The sequence below is a fragment of the Bradyrhizobium sp. CCH5-F6 genome, from assembly GCF_001556045.1.
In the GTDB taxonomy this organism is placed as follows: domain Bacteria; phylum Pseudomonadota; class Alphaproteobacteria; order Rhizobiales; family Xanthobacteraceae; genus Bradyrhizobium.
This window is the reverse complement of record NZ_LSIC01000020.1, coordinates 1-18,974: the sequence shown is the minus strand read 5'-3', so window position 1 is coordinate 18,974 and position 18,974 is coordinate 1. Positions and strand designations below refer to the sequence as shown.

Annotated in this window: 21 protein-coding genes; 11 read left to right on the top strand and 10 right to left on the bottom strand. The window is 63.9% G+C overall.

The window, feature by feature from the left end:
* Positions 1-59 precede the first annotated feature (59 nt).
* The 3 genes from AX729_RS04410 to AX729_RS04400 all read right to left on the bottom strand — a co-directional run bounded on the left by AX729_RS04410 (position 60) and on the right by AX729_RS04400 (position 2,487).
* On the bottom strand, positions 60-1,037 hold the full coding sequence (locus AX729_RS04410; protein WP_061020687.1) for an NADPH:quinone oxidoreductase family protein: 978 nt from the start codon (positions 1,035-1,037) through the stop codon (positions 60-62).
* A complete protein-coding gene (locus tag AX729_RS04405; protein ID WP_061020686.1) occupies positions 1,037-1,645 on the bottom strand; it encodes a 2-hydroxychromene-2-carboxylate isomerase in 609 nt (202 codons plus the stop codon). The genes AX729_RS04410 and AX729_RS04405 overlap by 1 nt, the downstream gene beginning before the upstream one ends.
* A gap of 140 nt (positions 1,646-1,785) precedes the next feature.
* A complete protein-coding gene (locus AX729_RS04400; RefSeq protein WP_061020685.1) occupies positions 1,786-2,487 on the bottom strand; it encodes a glutathione S-transferase N-terminal domain-containing protein in 702 nt (233 codons plus the stop codon).
* A gap of 131 nt (positions 2,488-2,618) precedes the next feature.
* On the opposite strand from AX729_RS04400, the gene AX729_RS04395 reads away from it, so the two are divergent.
* Positions 2,619-3,641, top strand: coding sequence for a methionine synthase (locus AX729_RS04395; RefSeq protein WP_061020684.1), 1,023 nt, complete (start codon positions 2,619-2,621; stop codon positions 3,639-3,641).
* A gap of 21 nt (positions 3,642-3,662) precedes the next feature.
* On the opposite strand, the gene AX729_RS39385 is transcribed toward AX729_RS04395, so the two are convergent.
* From AX729_RS39385 to AX729_RS04375, 4 genes are all read right to left on the bottom strand, one after another.
* The gene (locus AX729_RS39385; RefSeq protein WP_156456709.1) at positions 3,663-3,848 is read right to left on the bottom strand and encodes a hypothetical protein; all 186 of its coding nucleotides are present in this window, start codon (positions 3,846-3,848) and stop codon (positions 3,663-3,665) included.
* Positions 3,849-4,053: 205 nt separating this feature from the next.
* On the bottom strand, positions 4,054-4,716 hold the full coding sequence (locus tag AX729_RS04385) for a hypothetical protein (protein WP_061020682.1): 663 nt from the start codon (positions 4,714-4,716) through the stop codon (positions 4,054-4,056).
* A gap of 23 nt (positions 4,717-4,739) precedes the next feature.
* On the bottom strand, positions 4,740-5,264 hold the full coding sequence (gene gpt / locus AX729_RS04380; protein ID WP_061020701.1) for a xanthine phosphoribosyltransferase: 525 nt from the start codon (positions 5,262-5,264) through the stop codon (positions 4,740-4,742).
* A gap of 31 nt (positions 5,265-5,295) precedes the next feature.
* Complete coding sequence (locus AX729_RS04375; protein ID WP_061020681.1) at positions 5,296-6,033, bottom strand: competence/damage-inducible protein A; 738 nt, start codon at positions 6,031-6,033, stop codon at positions 5,296-5,298.
* A gap of 281 nt (positions 6,034-6,314) precedes the next feature.
* Here AX729_RS04375 and AX729_RS04370 point away from each other — a divergent pair, with 281 nt between their 5' ends.
* The 7 genes from AX729_RS04370 to AX729_RS04340 all read left to right on the top strand — a co-directional run bounded on the left by AX729_RS04370 (position 6,315) and on the right by AX729_RS04340 (position 13,526).
* Positions 6,315-7,733: a circularly permuted type 2 ATP-grasp protein gene (locus AX729_RS04370; RefSeq protein ID WP_061020680.1), complete on the top strand. Its 1,419-nt coding sequence runs from the start codon at positions 6,315-6,317 to the stop codon at positions 7,731-7,733.
* 4 nt (positions 7,734-7,737) lie between these two features.
* On the top strand, positions 7,738-8,682 hold the full coding sequence (locus AX729_RS04365) for an alpha-E domain-containing protein (protein WP_011088359.1): 945 nt from the start codon (positions 7,738-7,740) through the stop codon (positions 8,680-8,682).
* Between the two features lie 127 nt (positions 8,683-8,809).
* Positions 8,810-9,658, top strand: a complete 849-nt coding sequence (locus AX729_RS04360; protein ID WP_061020679.1) for a transglutaminase family protein — start codon at positions 8,810-8,812, stop codon at positions 9,656-9,658.
* 64 nt (positions 9,659-9,722) lie between these two features.
* Positions 9,723-10,130, top strand: coding sequence for a carboxymuconolactone decarboxylase family protein (locus AX729_RS04355; RefSeq protein WP_061020678.1), 408 nt, complete (start codon positions 9,723-9,725; stop codon positions 10,128-10,130).
* Positions 10,131-10,323: 193 nt separating this feature from the next.
* Positions 10,324-11,082 (top strand): proteasome-type protease, encoded by a 759-nt coding sequence (locus AX729_RS04350; protein ID WP_061020677.1) that lies wholly within the window; start codon positions 10,324-10,326, stop codon positions 11,080-11,082.
* A 26-nt stretch (positions 11,083-11,108) separates the two neighbouring features.
* Complete coding sequence (locus tag AX729_RS04345; protein ID WP_061020676.1) at positions 11,109-11,867, top strand: SDR family oxidoreductase; 759 nt, start codon at positions 11,109-11,111, stop codon at positions 11,865-11,867.
* Positions 11,868-12,257: 390 nt separating this feature from the next.
* On the top strand, positions 12,258-13,526 hold the full coding sequence (locus AX729_RS04340; RefSeq protein ID WP_061020675.1) for a NupC/NupG family nucleoside CNT transporter: 1,269 nt from the start codon (positions 12,258-12,260) through the stop codon (positions 13,524-13,526).
* Between the two features lie 2 nt (positions 13,527-13,528).
* Here AX729_RS04340 and AX729_RS04335 read toward each other — a convergent pair whose 3' ends face one another.
* Together AX729_RS04335 and AX729_RS04330 are read right to left on the bottom strand one after the other, a co-directional pair.
* Positions 13,529-14,725 (bottom strand): rhomboid family intramembrane serine protease, encoded by a 1,197-nt coding sequence (locus tag AX729_RS04335; protein ID WP_245325060.1) that lies wholly within the window; start codon positions 14,723-14,725, stop codon positions 13,529-13,531.
* A gap of 149 nt (positions 14,726-14,874) precedes the next feature.
* Positions 14,875-15,402, bottom strand: coding sequence for a cupin domain-containing protein (locus AX729_RS04330; protein WP_061020674.1), 528 nt, complete (start codon positions 15,400-15,402; stop codon positions 14,875-14,877).
* Positions 15,403-15,620: 218 nt separating this feature from the next.
* Between AX729_RS04330 and AX729_RS04325 the strand changes: the two genes are divergently transcribed.
* Positions 15,621-17,750, top strand: coding sequence for an O-linked N-acetylglucosamine transferase, SPINDLY family protein (locus AX729_RS04325; protein ID WP_061020673.1), 2,130 nt, complete (start codon positions 15,621-15,623; stop codon positions 17,748-17,750).
* A 7-nt stretch (positions 17,751-17,757) separates the two neighbouring features.
* On the opposite strand, the gene AX729_RS04320 is transcribed toward AX729_RS04325, so the two are convergent.
* The gene (locus tag AX729_RS04320) at positions 17,758-18,045 is read right to left on the bottom strand and encodes an usg protein (RefSeq protein ID WP_024340798.1); all 288 of its coding nucleotides are present in this window, start codon (positions 18,043-18,045) and stop codon (positions 17,758-17,760) included.
* 376 nt (positions 18,046-18,421) lie between these two features.
* On the opposite strand from AX729_RS04320, the gene AX729_RS04315 reads away from it, so the two are divergent.
* Both AX729_RS04315 and AX729_RS04310 read left to right on the top strand, forming a co-directional pair.
* Positions 18,422-18,736: a co-chaperone GroES gene (locus AX729_RS04315; protein WP_025037205.1), complete on the top strand. Its 315-nt coding sequence runs from the start codon at positions 18,422-18,424 to the stop codon at positions 18,734-18,736.
* 45 nt (positions 18,737-18,781) lie between these two features.
* On the top strand, positions 18,782-18,974 hold a 193-nt coding region (locus AX729_RS04310), incomplete at its 3' end, for a TCP-1/cpn60 chaperonin family protein (RefSeq protein ID WP_283807780.1).

Below are 18,974 nucleotides of genomic sequence, written 5' to 3'. Positions count from 1 at the left end.
CTGTCTCCGCGGAAATCAAAGTGGTGGGTTACGCTTCGCTAACCAACCCTGCGGCACCGTCACTCCATCACCAGCGCCACGCGCCCGATCGCCTTGCGATCGAGCAACAGCCGCATCGCCTTGGCGTAATCCGCCAGCGGCAGGCGGTGCGAGACGTTGGGGCGCAGCTTGCCCTGCTCCGCCCATTGCAGCAGCGCCTTGAGGCGCACTTCGCCGAGCGCGGGGTTTCTCCGCACCGCTTCGCCGGCGCGCACGCCCAGCACGCTGGCGCCCTTGATCAGCAGGAGATTGGTCTTGGCCGAGCCGATGCCGCCGGTGAAGCCGATCACCAGCAGCCGCGCCCCCCAGGCGATGCAACGCATGGAGTCTTCAAAAACCTGGCCGCCGACCGGATCAAACACGACGTCCGCGCCGCGGCCGTCGGTGATGCGCTTGACCGCATCGCGAAACGGCTCGCGGTCATAGCGGATGAGATGATCGGCGCCCCGCGATCTCGCAATCGCAAGCTTCTCGTCGCTGGAGGCTGTCGCGATCACTGTCGCGCCCAGCATCTTGCCGATCTCGACCGCGGCAAGGCCGACACCCCCGCCAGCGCCATGCACCAGCAGCACCTCGCCCGGCGCAACCTGGCCGCGATCGATCAGCGCGTGATAGGCCGTGCCGTGACCAGCGAGATAGGTCGCCGCCTCCGCATAATCGAAAGTCGACGGCATGGGGGTGAGCTGCGAGGGCGTCACCACCGCTTCATCGGCGAAAGCGCCGTGGCGCATCTTGACGATGACCTTATCGCCGACGGCAACACCGCTGACCTCTGCGCCCACCTCGGAGACATCTCCGGCGGCTTCCATGCCCGGCGTGAACGGCAGCTCCGGCTTGAGCTGATACTCGCCGGCCGCCATCAGCACGTCCGGAAAGTTCAGCCCGGCGGCGCGGATCGCGACGCGCACCTCGCCGGGCTTCAATGGCCGCGACGGAAATTCTTCCAGCAGCAGCGACTCGGGCGCGCCGAGGGCGCGGCAGACGACTGCCCGCACCATCAAGCCGCACTCGCCTTGCTGCGCAGCAGCGCCTCGCGGATCAGCGGCAGGCGGTCGTTGCCGAAATACATGTCGGTCTTGCCGACGAAGATCGTCGGCGAGCCGAAGCCGCCGCGCGCCACCACTTCCTCGGTATTCGCCTTGAGCTGGTCCTTGATCGCCTGCTGGGAGATGCCGGCGAAGAATTTCTGCTCGTCGATACCCACCTTCTTGCAGATCTCGGCCAGCACCGCGTCCTGCGAGATGTCCTTGTCCTCGCCCCAATAGGCCTCGAACACAGCCGTCGCGAACGGCACCATGTCCGCGCCCAGCCAGATGCAGCCGCGCATCGCCTTGACGCTGTTCACCGGAAACACCGTCGGCGGCATCTTGATCGACAGCCCCGCCGAGCGCGCCCAGTCCTGAAGATCCTTCTTCATGTAGCGCGCCTTCAGCGGCACCGGCTTCTCGCGCTGGGCGTAGACGCTCGGGTTGACCGTGTTGAAGATGCCGCCGACCAGGATGGGTCGCCAGACGATCTCCGCGCCCAGCTCCTTGGCCAACGGCTGGATGTTGTGGAAGGCGAGATAGGTCCAGGGGCTGGAACAGTCGAAGAAGAATTCAATCATGGCGTTTCCTTTGTCACGTTTGTTCCGATCTCTCCCCGTCCTTGCGAGCGCAGCGAAGCAATCCAGAATCGTTCCGCAGCGACGGTCTGGATTGCTTCGTCGCTTCGCTCCTCGCAATGACGACGAGGAGAGAGCTGGCCTCACTTCTTTCCCAACAATTCCTTCGCACGCTGGCCGAACATGATCTTGCGTGCTTCCTCGTCGAACGGCTCTTTGACGAACTTGCCGATCGCGAGCCCCGCCTGCACCTGCGGCCTGGCGCGAACCGCGGCATACCAGCGTTTCACGTTCGGATAGTCGTCGAGTGTAAAGCCTTGCGCCTTGTGGGTCATGGTCCAGGGAAAGCAGGCGATGTCGGCAATCGAATAGTCGCCGGCCACATAGGTGCCGGTTTTGCCGAGCTGCCGGTCGAGCACGCCGTAGAGCCGCGCCGCCTCATCGCGGTAGCGTTGGATCGCGTAAGGGATCTTCTCGGCCGCATAAAGTGCGAAATGGCCGTGCTGGCCGAGCATGGGTCCCAGCCCGGCCATCTGCCACATCACCCACTGGATGGTGGTCGAGCGCCCGCGCAAGTCCGTTGGCAAGAACCGGCCGGTCTTTTCCGCGAGATAGATCAGGATCGCGCCCGTCTCGAAGGCCGAGAACGGAGCACCGCCATCGGCGGGATCGTGATCGACGATCGCCGGAATCCGGTTGTTGGGCGAGATCGCGAGAAAGTCGGGGTCGAACTGCTCGCCGGCGCGGATGTTGACGGGCTTCACGCTGTAGGGAAGCCCGAGTTCCTCCAGCATGATCGAGATTTTCCAGCCGTTCGGCGTCGGCGCGTAATAGAGATCGATCACGACTTCCCTTGACCTTTCCTTGGGCCTTCCCTGTCATCGCCGTCGGAATAGAGAGCGACTTTTGTTGTTCTGTACCTCGACGTTAAGTCATGGCAGGAAGAGGCGCAACACAACCTGCCGGGAGGGCCGCCATGCTGTTTCCAACCACGATCGCCGGCTCCTTGCCGAAGCCGGAATGGCTGGCCGAACCGAACATGCTCTGGGCGCCCTGGAAGTCACAGGGCGACGAGCTACTCCGGGCCAAGCGCGACGCGACCCTGATCTGGCTGAAGATCCAGGAGGACGCCGGGATCGACATCGTCACCGAGGGCGAACAGGCCCGGCAGCATTTCGTCCACGGCTTCCTGGAGAAGATCGAAGGCATCGATTTCGCCCACAAGGTCGAGATGGGCATCCGCAAGGATCGCTACAAGGCGATGGTGCCGCAAGTGGTCGCCCCGCTCCGGCTCAAGGAACGCGTCCATGCCTTCGAGGCGCGCGTGGCGCGGACTCATACGAAGAAGATGCTGAAGTTCACACTGCCCGGTCCGATGACCATCATCGACACGATCGCGGACCGCTACTATGGCGACCGCGTCAAGATGGCCTTTGCCTTCGCCGAGTTGCTCAACGAGGAGGCCAAGGCGCTTGCCGCCGACGGCGTCGATCTCGTGCAGTTCGACGAGCCCGCCTTCAACGTCTACATGGACGAGGTCAACGACTGGGGCATCAAGGCGCTGGAACGCGCCGCGCAAGGCCTGACCTGTGCCACCGCCGTTCACATCTGCTACGGCTACGGCATCAAGGCCAATACCGACTGGAAGGAAACGCTGGGCAGCCAATGGCGGCAGTACGAGCAGATCTTCCCGGCAATCGACGCGAGCCCGATCCAGCAGGTCGCGATCGAGTGCCGCAATTCCAAGGTGCCGCTGGACCTGCTGGCGCTGCTCAAGACCAAGATCGTGCAGGCCGGCGTGATCGACGTCGCCAGCGACACGGTGGAGACCGCCGAGGACGTCGTGAAGGTGATCGACGCGGTGTCGCAATTCGTGCCCAAGAGCAACATCATCGCCACCACCAATTGCGGCATGGCGCCGATGCGGCGCGAGATCGCCGAAGCCAAGCTGATGGCGCTCGGCGCCGGCGCCGCGCTGGCGCGCGAGAAGCTTGGGTAAGAAGCCGGGGAAAGTTGGGAGTCACGCTGCTTTCGCAACAGCAACTTCACGGCGCCCGTCGTTGGCCGCAGTCGTTCTGCTGACGTCATGCGGGCGATCAGCCTTGCAAGAATGCTCGTCGTGCAGCTCCAGCCCGAGCAAATATCGGCCGTGCTCGTGCATGTTGTTCGTCATGTATTGGTCTATGCGACTGAGAAAGTTCAGCATTTGACTCTCCTCGATGCTGCACGAGAAGATAAGCTGCCGCGTGTAGCCGATCGATGGGACCGTCTGGCCAATGAAATAAGGAAAGTATAGCCGTCTGCGGAAACGGCTGCCCAAGATGGTAAGAAAATGTCGAACATGCCTCATGGTCTGCAATAAAAGACCAGGGGTATGGTACTGCCATTCCGTGCCGCGTTGGCCGCGCGGCCTAGCTCAGCGCGGTCGGATGCAGCGTGGGCTGGTAGCCGGCGTTCAGCGCCCGAAGCGTTGACGGTGGCGTCAGGAGCTTTGTGTCATCGGGCTGACGCTCAACGCTGGCATAGCCCGCCGGCGACCACAGCAATGCCTTTCCCTGCACCACCAGAAAGCTCTCTTCGCCCTGCTGCACCATCGCGCCGTCCGGCAAGTCTGCCAGCGGCATCGGGAGCGGGTGCAACCGCTTGCGACCGCGGTCGAGACGCTCGCGATGCAGCACGGCATCGATCGCCTTCGCGCTGATGCCGCTTGCACCATTGCCTGCTTCCCACGCAGCGCGGAATCGTTTGGCATCGTCACGGCGGCAGAAGAAGCAGGGACGATGGCCCGCTGCGAAGGCCGTCGCCTCATCGAGGAAGAACAGCTCGGTCCAGCTCCGCCGTGCCATCACCGGCCGCCGCCAGCCGCGAAACTCGCACAGGCACGTGATCCAGGCCGGCGACGACCAGCGCTTCTTCAGAAGCGTCCTGGTCGCGGGATCGTGGATGATGCCGCGATTGCCGGTGAACAGGCCGCGATGCGGGGTCGCGATGATGTCGCCAGCGGGTGTGACGCGGTTCTGAAGGGGGCGAGTGGCGGATGGCGAATGGCGAGTGGGGACGGTGCTACTCGCCATTCGCTACTCGCCTCTCGCTCTGGTCACGCCGCCCCGTCGCGAAGCGGCGGGTGATAGGACAACGCGGTGTCCCAGGGGAAGAAGATCCAGGTGTCCTGCGACACTTCCGTGATGAAAGTGTCGACCAGGGGGCGTCCCATCGGCTTGGCATAGACGGTGGCGAAATGCGCCTCCGGCAGCAACTCGCGCACCAGCCTGCCGGTCTTGCCGGTGTCGACGAGATCGTCGACGATCAGCAGGCCCCTGCCGGTGCCGCCGCCGAGCTTCATCACCTCGTCCGAGATGCCCTTGAGCACCTTCAGGTCGCCCTGCTTGGTGTGGTCGTAGCTGGCGATGCAGACGGTATCGATGATGCGCACGCCGAGCTCGCGCGCCACGATCGCCGCCGGCACGAGGCCGCCGCGGGTGATCGCAATCACGGCATGAAACGGGCCGACTTCGTTCAGTCGCCAGGTGAGCGCCCGGCAATCCCGATGGAACTGGTCCCACGAAACCGGAAAGGGCCTGCCCGCGCGCTCCTGCGCGCTCAGCTCCGGTGCGTCACCCATCGTCGTCTCCATTCGTCTCGAACGTCTTCTGCTAGCGGGTGATATTCAGTCCCGCCAGCATTTCCTTCACCGCCGCCATCGCCGCCGCGAGCTTCTCCGGATCGCGCGAGCGCACCACGAGATTGGTGTTCGGCTTCTGCTCTTCGTCCATGAAGGGATAGCTGCCGATGATGGTGTCGGGGTGAGCGACGGCGATCGCACGCAACGGACCGCCGATATCGCCCTCCCGCGCATTGGCGCGGACCGATTCGGAGAGCATGCGCACGCCAGACTTCAGCTTGGGAGAAACGATGTCCATCATCGCCTGCATGATCGACGGCACGCCGGCCATGACGATGACATTGCCGATCTTGAAGCCGGGAGCGAGGATGGTCGCGCTCTGGATCAGCTCGGCCCCGTCGGGGATACGGGCCATGCGCAGGCGGGCCTCGTTGAGGTCCTGCTCGCTCCAGCGCTCGCGGAAGCGGGCGACGACCTCCGGGTGATGGTCGATGCCGACGCCGAACGCCTTGGCGACGGCATCGGCGGTGATGTCGTCATGGGTCGGGCCTATGCCGCCCGTCGTGAAGACGTAGGTGTAGCGATGCCGCAGTGCGTCCAGAGCGGCGATGATGTCGGCCTCGTCGTCGGAAACGACCCGGACTTCCTTCAGGTCGATGCCGATATTGGTCAGGTATTCGGCGATGAAGCCGATATTCTTGTCCTTGGTCCGGCCCGACAGGATTTCGTCCCCAATGACCAGAATACCCGCCGTGACGATGTCGCTCATGCCTTAAGTCCCTCACCTGTGACGCCGACTTTGCCGAGGTAACGCGTTGAAGTCACGTGGTTTTGCTTCCCAAATAAGCAGTCCTCAGCCGTTTTTTCAGGCAAGCCGCCGGCCGTCCCCGGCAAATGCCCCTTCTCCATGCTTATCGCGCTGGCCCGGCCCTTGCTACCTCCTATGGAAGTCATGCACTCTCACGGCACGGCGAGGGACGTTGCGGCCTTCTGCAAGGCCCAAGCGACCTGACCGATGGTGCAACGCCTGGGGGAGAACAGTCGGGATCTATGGCAGTCGCCTTTGACGAAATGAATATTCCCGGCGGGGATCTTCGCCCTGCCTATCAGGAGCTGGCGCGCTGGCTCAAGGAGACACCTCCCGAGGCGCTCGAATATCGGCGCCAGGAGGCCGAGCTCCTGTTCCGCCGGATCGGCATTACTTTCGCGGTCTACGGCGATTCCGAGTCCACCGAGCGCCTGATCCCCTTCGACGTGATCCCGCGGATCATGTCCGGCAAGGAATGGTCGCTGCTGGAGAAGGGCCTGAAGCAGCGCGTGCGCGCGCTCAACATGTTCCTGCGCGATATCTATCACGGCCGCGACATCCTCCGCGCCGAGATCGTGCCTGACGATCTGATCTTCCAGAACCCGGTGTTCCGCCCCGAGATGAACGGCCAGCAGGTGCCGCACGACGTCTATGTGCACATCGCCGGCATCGACATCGTCCGGGTCGACGCCGAGGACTTCATCGTGCTGGAGGACAATGCGCGGACGCCTTCGGGCGTGTCCTACATGCTGGAAAACCGCGAGATCATGATGCGGCTGTTTCCTGACCTGTTCGCCCGCCACAAGGTGGCGCCGGTCGAACGCTACCCGGACGAGTTGCTCTCGGCCCTGCGCTCGGTCGCCCCGCAAGGCGCCTCGGGCGAGCCGACGGTCGCCCTGCTGACGCCGGGCGTCTACAACTCCGCCTATTACGAACATTCGTTCCTCGCGGACAAGCTCGGCATCGAGCTGGTCGAAGGCCGTGACCTCATCGTCAAGAACGACGAAGTGTTCATGCGGACGACGGAAGGGCTGAAGCGGGTCGACGTGATCTATCGCCGCGTCGACGACGATTTCCTCGATCCCCTCACCTTCCGTCCCGACTCCGTGCTCGGCGTGCCCGGTCTGATGTCGGCCTACGCGGCCGGCAACATCACGCTCGCCAACGCCGTCGGCACCGGCATCGCCGACGACAAGGCGATCTACTCCTACATGCCTGACATCGTGAAGTTCTATCTCGGCGAGGAGCCGATCCTGAAGAACGTACCGACCTGGCGCTGCCGCGAGCCGAAGGACCTCGCCTACGTGCTCGACAATCTCGGCGAGCTCGTCGTCAAGGAAGTGCATGGCTCCGGCGGCTACGGCATGCTGATCGGCCCCACCGCCACGAAGGCCACGATCGAAGCCTTCCGCGACAAGCTCAAGCGCGAGCCGGAAGGTTTCATCGCGCAGCCGACGCTGGCGCTCTCGACCTGCCCGACCTGCACCGCGTCCGGCCTCGCTCCGCGCCATGTCGACTTGCGGCCGTTCGTGCTCACGGGCAGCAAGAACACCACCATCGTGCCCGGCGGATTGACCCGCGTCGCGCTGAAGGAAGGCTCCCTGGTGGTGAATTCGAGCCAGGGCGGCGGCACCAAAGACACCTGGATTTTGGACGAGTAGAGAGATGCTGTCGCGTACCGCCGAAAACCTCTACTGGCTCGCCCGCTACGTCGAACGGGCCGAATATCTCGCGCGCACCATCGATGCGACCCTGCGCGTCACCGCGCTTCCCGCCGCCTATATCGGCAAGACCAACGAATGGGACTCGGCTCTGCTGACCGCCGGCGTGGCCGCGAGCTTCTATCAAACTTATGAGGAAGCCAACGAGCACAACGTCGTCGAGTATCTCTCGTTCTCGCCGAACAACCCGTCTTCGATCAGGAATTGCATCGAGGCGGCGCGGCTGAACTCGCGCTCGGTGCGCACGGCACTGACCAGCGAGATGTGGGACACCATCAACTCGGCCTGGATCGAGCTTCAGGAGGTGTGGAGCAAAGGCACCTCGACGCGCGAGGACCTCGCGAAGTTCCTGCGCTTCGTGCAGGAGACTTCGCTCCGATTCGACGGCTCGGCCTACCGGACCATGCTGCGCAACGACGCCTACTGGTTCTCGCGGATGGGTGTGCATCTGGAGCGCGCCGACAACACCGCGCGCATTCTCGACGTGAAATATCACGTGTTGCTGCCCGAGGAGGAGCATGTCGGCGGTCCGCTGGACTTCTATCAGTGGAGCTCGATCCTGCGTTCGGTCTCGGCGCTGACGGCCTATCACTGGGTCTATCGCGAGACGCTCAAGCCATGGCTGATCGCGGATCTCTTGATCCTCAACGATACGCTGCCGCGCTCGCTCGCAAGCTGCTACGGCAACCTCGTGCGCAACCTCGACCAGATCGGCGTCGCCTATGGCCGCCAGGGCCCGGCCCAGCGCCACGCCCGCGGCATCCGCAACCGGCTGGAACACAGCAATATGAACGACATTTTCCAGCATGGTGTGCATGAATTCATTCAGGAATTCATCGCGGACAATTCCAGGCTGGGCGAAATCATCACAAAGCAGTATTTGATCTGACAAGTGCCGTCATTCCGGGGCGCCCGAAGGGCGAACCCGGAATCTCGAGATTCCGGGTTCGATGCTCCGGGCCGCGCGCGGTCCCGTCCATCGCCCCGGAATGACGACGCAAGAACAACGGTCCACCATGCGCCTGCGAATCCAGCACACCACCACCTATCGCTACGAGCCGCCGGCCACGAGCGTGATCCAGATCCTGCGCATGACGCCCGGCAGCCATGACGGGCAATATGTGGCGGAGTGGCAGATCGACGTCTCGACCGACACCAAGCTCGACACCCACGAGGACGCCTTCGGCAACGTCACCCATGTGCTGTCCTGCGGACCGGTCGGCGACATCAAGATCACCGCCGAGGGGTTGATCGAGACCCATGACACCGGCGGCGTGCTGCGCGGCGCGGACGAGCGGTTTCCAGCCGGCATGTTTCTGCGGTCCACCGACCTCACCGCCGTCAATCCGGCGATGATGGCGGTTGCGCGCCAGTTGCGCAGCGAGGCCGAGAGCGACACGCTCGGCTTCCTGCACACGCTGATGACCGAGATCGGCGACCACATGACCTTCGACGAAGACCCCACCAACAGCGGTACCTCGGCGGCCGAAGCGTTCACGCTCAAACGCGGCGTGTGCCAGGACTACGCGCATATATTCATCGCCTGCGCCCGCAGCGGCGGCGTGCCGGCGCGCTTCGTCTCCGGCCACTTCCTGCGCTCTGACGGCACGGTGCATCAGGCCGCCGGCCACGCCTGGGCCGAAGCCTACGTGCCCGATCTCGGCTGGGTCGGCTTCGATCCGGCCAACAGCATCTGCGCTACCGACGCCCATGTCCGCGTTGCGATCGGGCTCGACTATCTCGGCGCGGCGCCGGTGCGCGGCACGCGCTATGGCGGCGGCACGGAAACGCTGACCGTGTCCGTCAAGGTCGAGCAGGCCGGCCGCGGCGGGCAGTCGCAATCGCAGTCACAACGGCAGAGCTAGGCGGCGGCCGAGCGCATGCGCCGTGCTACAATCGCAGGATCAGATCAGACCCGCGAGGTGGCCCATGGCGACTGTAAGACTGCTTTCGGACGACGAACTCTCCAGCGAAGCGCGCGCCGTCTTCGACGACATCCGCAAAGTGCGGAAATCGGACTTCGTCAACAATTTCTGGCGCGCGCTGGCGCATGATCCGAAGACGCTGCGGCGGACCTGGGAGAGCATCAAGGACGTGATGGCTCCCGGCGCGCTCGATCCCAAGACCAAGGAAATGCTCTATGTCGCGGTTTCGATCGCGCATGGCTGCAGCTACTGCATCCATTCGCACACGGCCGCGGCACGGGCCAAGGGCATGACCGAGGCCGAATATGGCGAGCTCCTCGCCATCGTCGGCATGGCCGCGGAGACGAACCGCCTCGTCACAGCGCTCGGCGTGCCGGTCGACGAGGCGTTTCTCGTCGATGCGGCCGAGTAGGCTGCTCTCTCACGCTGTCATTCCGGGGCGCGCGCCAGCGCGAACCCGGAATCCATCGGGCCGCAAAGTTGGCGGAGGAATGGATTCCGGGCTCGCGACTTCGTCGCGCCCCGGAATGACGACCGGAATCGGGGGTTGGACCGGCCCCCGAAATTGGCTAGTAATTCCGCGCAAACGCGTTCGGGGACTGGAAATGACCTATTGCTGCGGAATCCTGGTTCGGGACGGTCTGGTGATGATCGCCGACACCCGCACCAATGCCGGTCTCGACAACGTCTCGACCTTCCGCAAGCTGCATATCTTCTCCAAGCCCGGCGAGCGCATCATGGCGATCGCCAGCGCCGGCAACCTCGCCATCAGCCAGTCGGTGCTCTCCACGCTGACCGAAGGGCTGGAGGACCCCAACACGGGCGAGATCGAGACGCTGATGAACGCGCCGACCATGTTCCAGGCTGCCCAGCGCATCGGGCGTGCGATCCGGGCGGTGCATGCGACCGAAGGGCCGGCGCTGAAATCCGAGGACGTCTCGTTCGACGTCTCCTTCCTGTTCGGCGGGCAGATCAAGGGCTCCCGGATGCGCCTGTTCATGGTCTACACCGCCGGCAATTTCATCGAGTGCACCACCGACACGCCGTACTTGCAGATCGGCGAGCACAAATACGGCAAGCCGGTGCTCGACCGCGCCATGCACTACGACGTCGAACTCTACGAGGCGCTCAAGACCGGCCTGATCTCGATGGACTCGACGATGCGCTCGAACCTCGGCGTCGGCCTGCCGATCGACGTGCTGGTGGTGCGCAGCGACGCATGCGAGGCCGATCTCAACCATCGCATCGAGGCGGGTGAGCCCTATTTCCACGATCTGCGCTCGCGCTGGTCGGCTGCGTTGCGCGCCGCGCATCAGAACATCCCGCGGCCGCCCTACAAGAACGAAAAAGAACCGAAAACCTGACAGCAGAAGAGAAAAGGCAGGAAACGATGAGTGAAGCAAAGAAGATCGCGTTGGTGACGGGCGCCGGAACCGGCGTCGGACGCGCGGCGTCGCTGGCGCTGATGAACGCCGGCTTCACCGTGGTGCTCGCAGGCCGCCGGCTCGACATGCTCGAGGAGACGGCGAAGCTCGGCCCGGCGGGAAAAAGCCTCTGCGTCACCGCCGACATGACCAAGCCGGATTCGATCGCCGCGCTGTTCGACAAGGTGAAGGCGACCTATGGCCGGCTCGACGTGCTCTTCAACAATGCCGGCATGGGTGCGCCGGCGGTGAACTTCGAGGACCTCAGCCTCGAGCAGTGGCAGGCGGTGGTGAACACCAACCTCACCGGCCCGTTCCTGTGCACCCAGCACGCCTTCCGCATCATGAAGGACCAGACCCCGCGCGGCGGCCGCATCATCAACAACGGCTCGATCTCGGCACATGCGCCGCGGCCGTTCTCGGCGGCCTATACCTCGACCAAGCACGCCATCACGGGCCTGACCAAGGCCAGCAATCTCGACGGCCGCATGTACGACATCGCGGTGGGCCAGGTCGACATCGGCAATGCGGCGACGCCGATGACGGACCGCATGGTCAACGGTCCCGGTGTGCTGCAGCCCGACGGCACGACCAAGCACGAGCCGCGCATGGATGCGAAAGCGGTCGGTGACGCGGTCGCCTACATGGCAAGCCTGCCGCTCGACGCCAACGTGCTGACCATGACGGTGATGGCGACCAAGATGCCGTTCGTCGGGCGGGGCTGACGAAAACTCGCGAAACAACCCCATGCACAGTAGGCGTCAAGGGGCGCCTGCTGTTGCTTTGCTGCGGGGGTTACGCGAGTTACGCCCCGTCATTGCGAACGCAGCGAAGCAATCCAGACTGCCACCGCGGCACGATTCTGGATTGCTTCGTCGCTTCGCTCCTCGCAATGACGGCGAGAGCGGTGCTCTACTCCCGCCGCTTCGCCTGGCGCAGGCCGGGAAACAGCTTCATCCAGAGTGGCGATACCGCAATGGTGGCAACGCCGCCGGGCACTGCCCCGGGCGATCGAGCCTGGCGTGCCTTGCCAAAAGCAGGAGGTCTTGCTGCCCCCCCCGGCATTGCCTTTGCAACGCAGGCCCGGCCATAATCATTGAGGGTTTGGGGACATCATGCTGCGCCTGCAATCGGCACTCGGCATTTTCGCATTGCTGCTGATCGCCTGGGCGCTCAGTGAGAAGCGCCGCGCCGTCTCGCTGCGCCAAGCGGCGATCGGCCTCGCCGCGACCTTCGTGACCGCCCTCGTGCTGCTCAAGCTGCCGGTCGTCGCGCATGCGTTCGGCGCCATCAACGACGCGGTCGGCACGATCTCCGCGGCCTCGCGCGCCGGCTCCTCCTTCGTGTTCGGCTATGTCGGCGGCGGCCCCCCGCCCTTCGATCTGAAAGCGCCCGGCGCCGATTTCATCCTGGCGTTCCAGGCGCTGCCGATCGTGCTGGTCATGAGCGTGCTGACGACACTGCTGTTCTATTGGCGAGTGCTGCCGCCGATCGTGCGCGGCATGGCCTGGCTGCTCGAAAGCACGCTGGGCGTCGGCGGCGCCGTGGGGCTGTCGACCGCCGCCAACATCTTCCTCGGCATGGTCGAGGCGCCGCTGTTCATTCGGCCGTATCTGAAGCAGATGACGCGCAGCGAGCTCTTCCTGGTGATGACGGGCGGCATGGCCGGCATCGCCGGCACGGTGCTGGTGCTCTATGCGACGCTGCTGGCGCCCCTCATCCCCGATGCCGCCGCGCATTTCGTCATCGCCTCCGTGCTGGGCGCACCGGCCGCGATCCTCGTCAGCCTGATCATGGTGCCCGAGACCTCAGACAAGCGCACCGGCGGCACGCTGGAGGATCCCCGGGTCGCAAGCGATCCCGAGATGGAGGTCTCCAGCACGATGGATGCGATCGTGAAAGGCACGAGCGCAGGGCTCGAGCTGCTGCTCAACATCGTCGCCATGCTGCTGGTGCTGGTGGCGCTGGTCTATCTCGTCAACGCCATGCTCGGCCTCCTGCCGAACGTCGGCGGCGCCGCGATCTCGCTGCAGCGCCTGCTCGGCCTCGTCATGGCGCCGGTGTGCTGGCTGATGGGATTGCCGTGGGATCAGGCGATCACCGCCGGCAGCCTGATGGGCACCAAGACCGTGCTCAACGAATTGATCGCCTATGTCGAGTTCTCGAAGCTGCCGGCCGACGCACTCGATGCGCGCTCGCGTCTGATCATGCTCTACGCGATGTGCGGCTTCGCCAATTTCGCCAGCCTCGGCATCATGATCGGCGGCTTAGGGGTGATGGCACCGGAGCGGCGCGAGGAGATCAACGCGCTGGGGCTGAAGTCGATCGTGTCGGGGACGCTGACGACGTGTCTGATGGGGGCTGTGGTGGGGGTGCTGGCGTAGGCTCAACCGCACAATTTCGACTTCTGCAGGATACGGCGCACCTCAGGAATCTTGGCGCGGCACGGCTCAGCCGCCATAGCCTTCGCCTCGCTGGTTCGCCCCTGCGCCCACAGCAACACCGCCATCAAGCCCTGCGCCCCGGAACGCACCGGCCCACCCGCCACGTCCGAAGCTGCGAGCGACATGGCGGTTCGCGCTTCCGTCTCGGCAGCACTGAGGTTCGCTTTTTCCAGGAAGAAGACCGCACGGTACACGTGAGCCCGCGCGTCCTTCGGGTAGCGGGTGACGAGATCGAGCGACCGACTGACCATCTCGTTAGCCTTCGCCGACACTTCCGAGGCGCGGATATAGTGCGCGGCATCGGCCATGTAAGCCGAATAATGCGCGGCGGCGAAGCCGGCGCAAATCAGGGATCCAGCGAATCCCGCGAGCAACGTCATGCTCGCGCTCCGCGGCAAGCTGTCATAGGACCAGAAGGCGAGCCACGGCGTGACGGCGAGCGCGGCGCCGGCCACGGCACCACCTGCATGCGCATAATAGTTGACGTTGCCGGACGCGCCGAAGGCAAGCGGTAGCAGTGCGGGCACACCGAAGAACAGCGACGTCTTCAGCCTCGATATGGTTTGATCGGTGTCCGCTTCGGGATCGAAGCTCGCCACGAATAGCGCTGCGATCAGGCCGGTGATGGCGCCGGATGCACCGACGCCGACGGTGCCCGGGCCGTTGCCCAGCAGCGAGCCGGCCTCCCCGGCCAGTGCACTGGCGATAAAGATCATGGCAAACCAGCCACGGCCGATCAGCGACTCCAGCCTGACGCCGACGATGAACAGCGCGACGCAATTGCTCACGAGGTGCCACCCGCTGCCATGCAGAAGCGGGGCAAGGCCGATCCGCCACCACTCCCCCCGTCCGACGACGAGATCGTAGCCGGACGCGCCCTGAGCGATCAGCGAGCGGACATCGAGGTCGCCGTCCGGCGCGATGTCGAGGGCCAGGCTGCGTTGCAGAACGAAGATCAGGAGCAGACCGAAGATCAGGCCGATGGTGAGGAAGGGGATATCGGCAAGAAGCTTATTGTCGGCAAAAAGCCTCTCCTCACTGGAGGAGGACGTCTCAGCGATCGGCGCGGCGGCGGGTTGAAACGATGCTCTTGGAGCTGGCGCTACGGTGCCGCGTCGGCCAAAAGTGCTGGTCGCCATGAAGCATCTCCCGCGTTGTCACAGCCTTGAGTTGACGCGAGAGGTATTTTCGACTGGTTAGCACCGCGCTTGCGGGGCGGTCGAAATCATCCGATTGCTGACCGCCCGGTTTTCCGGATCGACCGCATTTTAGCGATCAAGACTAGCGCTTAGGCCTTCAGCTCCACCGTCCTGAACTCCGCCGGCAGGATCACCTCCAGCAACTCCACGTCGTCCGAATAGTCCAGGATCATGTGCCTGATCTTCGGCGGCTGCGTCCAGGCGCTGCCTTCCTTCATCAAGGTCTCGCCCTGCCCATCCATATAGGTCTTCACCCAGCCCTTGAGCACGTAGACCATCTGGAATTCGACGTCGTGAAAGTGCAGCTTCGACACTTCCGCGGGATTGCACGGGCCCTGCAGCCGGATCACATGGGCCTGCGCGAGGCCGTGGGTCGCCTCGGCGATGCCGAGATCGCGATACTTGGCATAGGCACGCAGACCGTCGGCTTTGAAATCCTCCTCGCGGTGATGGCTGATGGCGATGCGCTGCTTCGGCCGCGCGGGCTTCTTCGGAGCGACGGTGCGTGCCTTCACCTTCACCGCCTTGCGTGCCGTGGATCGCGCCGCGGCCTTGACGCCGCTCCGCTTCTTCACCGCGGTCTTCGTTGCGGGTCTCGATGCCTTTTGCTTGGCCATTGTCTGCCTCCCTGATCCGAGCCGCGCCCGCCGGCCGGGCACAACCCGAAAGCAGATTACCCAGTCTTGGGCGAGGCAGCAATTGCGGGGCTTGGGGGAATGCTCGACGAAACCGATCGGCCGTAGCTTGTCCCAGGCTGTCGTAGCGAGGGGTCGTCGTCTCGAATTCATTCTCCCGCTGAACTAGGCTCGCCGGGAGATTCTGGGGGAATTGATCCATGAGCAGCAGCGTCGGTCAACGCGCATTCCACAATGCCCGGCTTCAGAAGCGGCAAAATGCCGAAGTGCTGCCATTGCTCGGGCGCGCGCTCCAGTTGCACAAGACGGGACTCCTCTCCGAGGCCCAGGCGGCCTATCGCCAAGTCCTGCAGATCGCGCCCAACCAATTCATCGCGCTGCATATGCTCGGCACCTTGGAGTCCGATGCCAAGAACTATCAGCAGGCCGAAAATCTACTGAGCCGAGCGGTTGCCGTGGATCCGCGATCGGCCGAAGCTCATGTGAGCCTGGGCGTCGCGCTGAACGGGCTCAAGCGTCACGAAGAGGCCCGCGAGAGCTATCGAAAGGCCCTCGCCTTGCGACCCAACTACGCCCTCGCCCTGTCCAATCTCGGCAATGCGAGCGCGGCCCTCGATCTGCACCTCGAAGCGCTCGAGAGCTACGACCGGGCGCTCGCAATCGATGCAAACCTTGCCGAGGCCCACAACGGCCGGGGCGCTTCGCTCTGCCGCCTACGCAACCATGACGAGGCTCTCGAAAGCTTGAACCGCGCACTCTCGATCAAGCCCGACTATGCCGCCGCGCTGGCGAACCGCGCCGTTGCATTGCGGGAGCTTCAGCGATTTGACGAAGCCATGGCGGACTGCAATCGGGCAATTGCCCTGGCACCCGATGACGTGAATGGTTGGCTCTGGCGCGCCAATGTCCTGCTCCAGACCCGGCAAATTGCCCAGGCATTGTCCGATTGCGAGAGCGCTCTCGCGATCGCTCCCGATTCCGATCAAGCTCACCTGGTGCTCGGCCTTTGTCTTGCCGGACTGGGCCGGGTCGACGAAGCCCTTTCCAGTTTCGACCGAGCTCTCGACATCCGGCCCGACCTCCAGAGCGCGATCTCCAGCAAGATCTTCACGCTCGATTTCGTGGCGGACGCCAGCGTCGAACAGCATCAGCAAGCGCGGCAAGTCTGGTGGGAGCGGATAGGGGCGAAGATCGCTTCAGAAACGGCGGCACCGCATGACAACAGCCGCGATCCGAACCGTCGTCTCGTGCTCGGCTACGTCTCGTCGGACTTCAACGCGCATTCGGCCGCGTTCATTTTCAAGCCTGTCCTGCAACACCACGACCGGGCGCAGTTCGAGATCGTGTGCTACTCCTGCTCGTCGAAAGTGGATGCGACGACAAGCGAATTTCAAGGGATCGCCGACCGCTGGCGCGACGCCGCGCAATGGACCGACGAACGTCTCGCCGCCCAGATTCGCGCCGATCATGTCGACATCCTGATCGATCTGTCCGGCCACACCAGAGGAAACCGCCTCGGCGTGTTTGCGCGCAAGCCGGCACCGATCCAGGTCCATGGCTGGGGCCATGGCACCGGCACCGGGTTGCCGACGATCGATTATCTGTTCTCGGATCCCGTCGCGATTCCTGCCGCGGTCCGGCATTTGTTTGCGGAGACCGTCGTCGACCTGCCATGCTTCGTGACGCTCGCGCCGCTGCCGGCGGGGATCGCGCGGGCGCAGGCGCCGGCACTCTCGAACGGCTTCGTGACGTTCGGTGTGTTCAACCGCATCAGCAAGATTTCGGACGAGGCCGCAGCCATCTGGTCCAGGATTCTCGAGCGAGTCCCCGGCTCGCGACTGCTGATCAAGGATGTTGCGCTGGACGATCAACTGGTTCGCGACAAGCTGCTGGCGCGGTTTGCGGCTTGCCGACTGCCGGCCGATCGGGTCGATCTGCTCGGAGCCACGCTGCGGGGCGAACATCTGGCATCGTTCAATCGTATCGATATCGCACTCGACCCCTTCCCGCAGAACGGCGGTGTCAGCACGTTGGAGGCCCTGCAGATGGGCGTGCCCGTGGTGGCGAAGCTCGGGAATAGCCTCCCCAGCCGTGCCGCCGGCGCCATTCTCAGCGCGCTTGGCCTGCCGGACTGGGTCGCGGACAGCGACGAGGCATATATCGACATCGCAGCCAGCCGCGCGGCGGGGGTCGACGACCTCGACCGATTGCGCCGCGAACTGCCCGGGCAGATCAACGCTGCGGCCGCCGGCAATCCCGTCTCATATGCGCGCGCGGTGGACGACGCCTATCGCGCGATGTGGAGACGCTATTGCAGCGGTAGCGTCTGATCTTTGCTCAATGCAGCCGGAACACGCCGTCCACGGCGCGGAGTTCGGCCGGCTTGATCAGCTTGGAATGCGCTACGGTGACCGAATGCAGGGGGCCGTCGAGCTTCTCCTGCCAAAACGCCAGGAAATCCTTCAGCGCCGGAAATTTCGGAAACATGTCGTAGTTCTGCCAGACATAGGTCTGAAGCAGCGAAGGATGATCCGGCATCCGGTAGAGGATTTGTGCCGTCGTCAGCCCGTAACCCAGCATCTGTTTCCGGAAATCGTCGGAAACGCCCCCAACGCGCAGTCCCATGCCAAACCTCCTTTGCAGGAGCGCATTCAGGGGTGGCTTGGATCGATGCCCCGGGAGCCACCCGGAAAAGATGCGCTCACATGTGAGAAATGTGACGCAAACTGACAACTCATCTCAAGCCCAAAAGTTTAACAAGCTGTTGAAATTCAATGCTTTAGCAGCAGATCGAACCCCGTGCTAATACGGCCCCGGCGCCGGTTAACGATGGCGAACAGTTTCTGGCAGTCCCTGCTTTGGGGTGCTAATTTTTCTGCTACAAACCCTTGCCCCCGCAAAATTCCTGCCCTATTTCAAGCTCGCTCGTGCTAGCACTCGCGGGCATAGACTGCTAACAATCTAAAAATCCTCAACTCGTGCAAATGTTTAGGAGGACTGCATGAAATTCCGTCCGCTTCACGACCGCGTCGTGGTCAAGCGCATCGACGCAGAAGAGAAGACCGCTGGCGGCATCATCATTCCCGACACTGCCAAGGAAAAGCCCTCCCAGGGCGAAGTCGTCGCTGTCGGCCCCGGTGGCCGCGACGAAGCTGGCAAGCTGATCCCGATCGACCTGAAGGTCGGCGACCGCGTGCTGTTCGGCAAGTGGTCCGGCACCGAGGTCAAGATCGACGGCCAGGACCTGCTGATCATGAAGGAGAGCGACGTGATGGGCGTTCTCGAAGTCAGCGAGTCCAAGAAGAAGGCGGCCTAACAGGCCCGCACTCCCTCCAGTCAAACATTCCAAGGAAAAATCCAGATGGCAGCCAAAGAAGTCAAATTCTCGGTCGATGCGCGCGACAAGATGCTGCGCGGCGTCGACATTCTCGCCAACGCGGTGAAGGTCACGCTCGGTCCGAAGGGCCGCAACGTCGTGCTCGACAAGTCGTTCGGCGCTCCCCGCATCACCAAGGACGGCGTCACCGTCGCCAAGGAGATCGAGCTCGAGGACA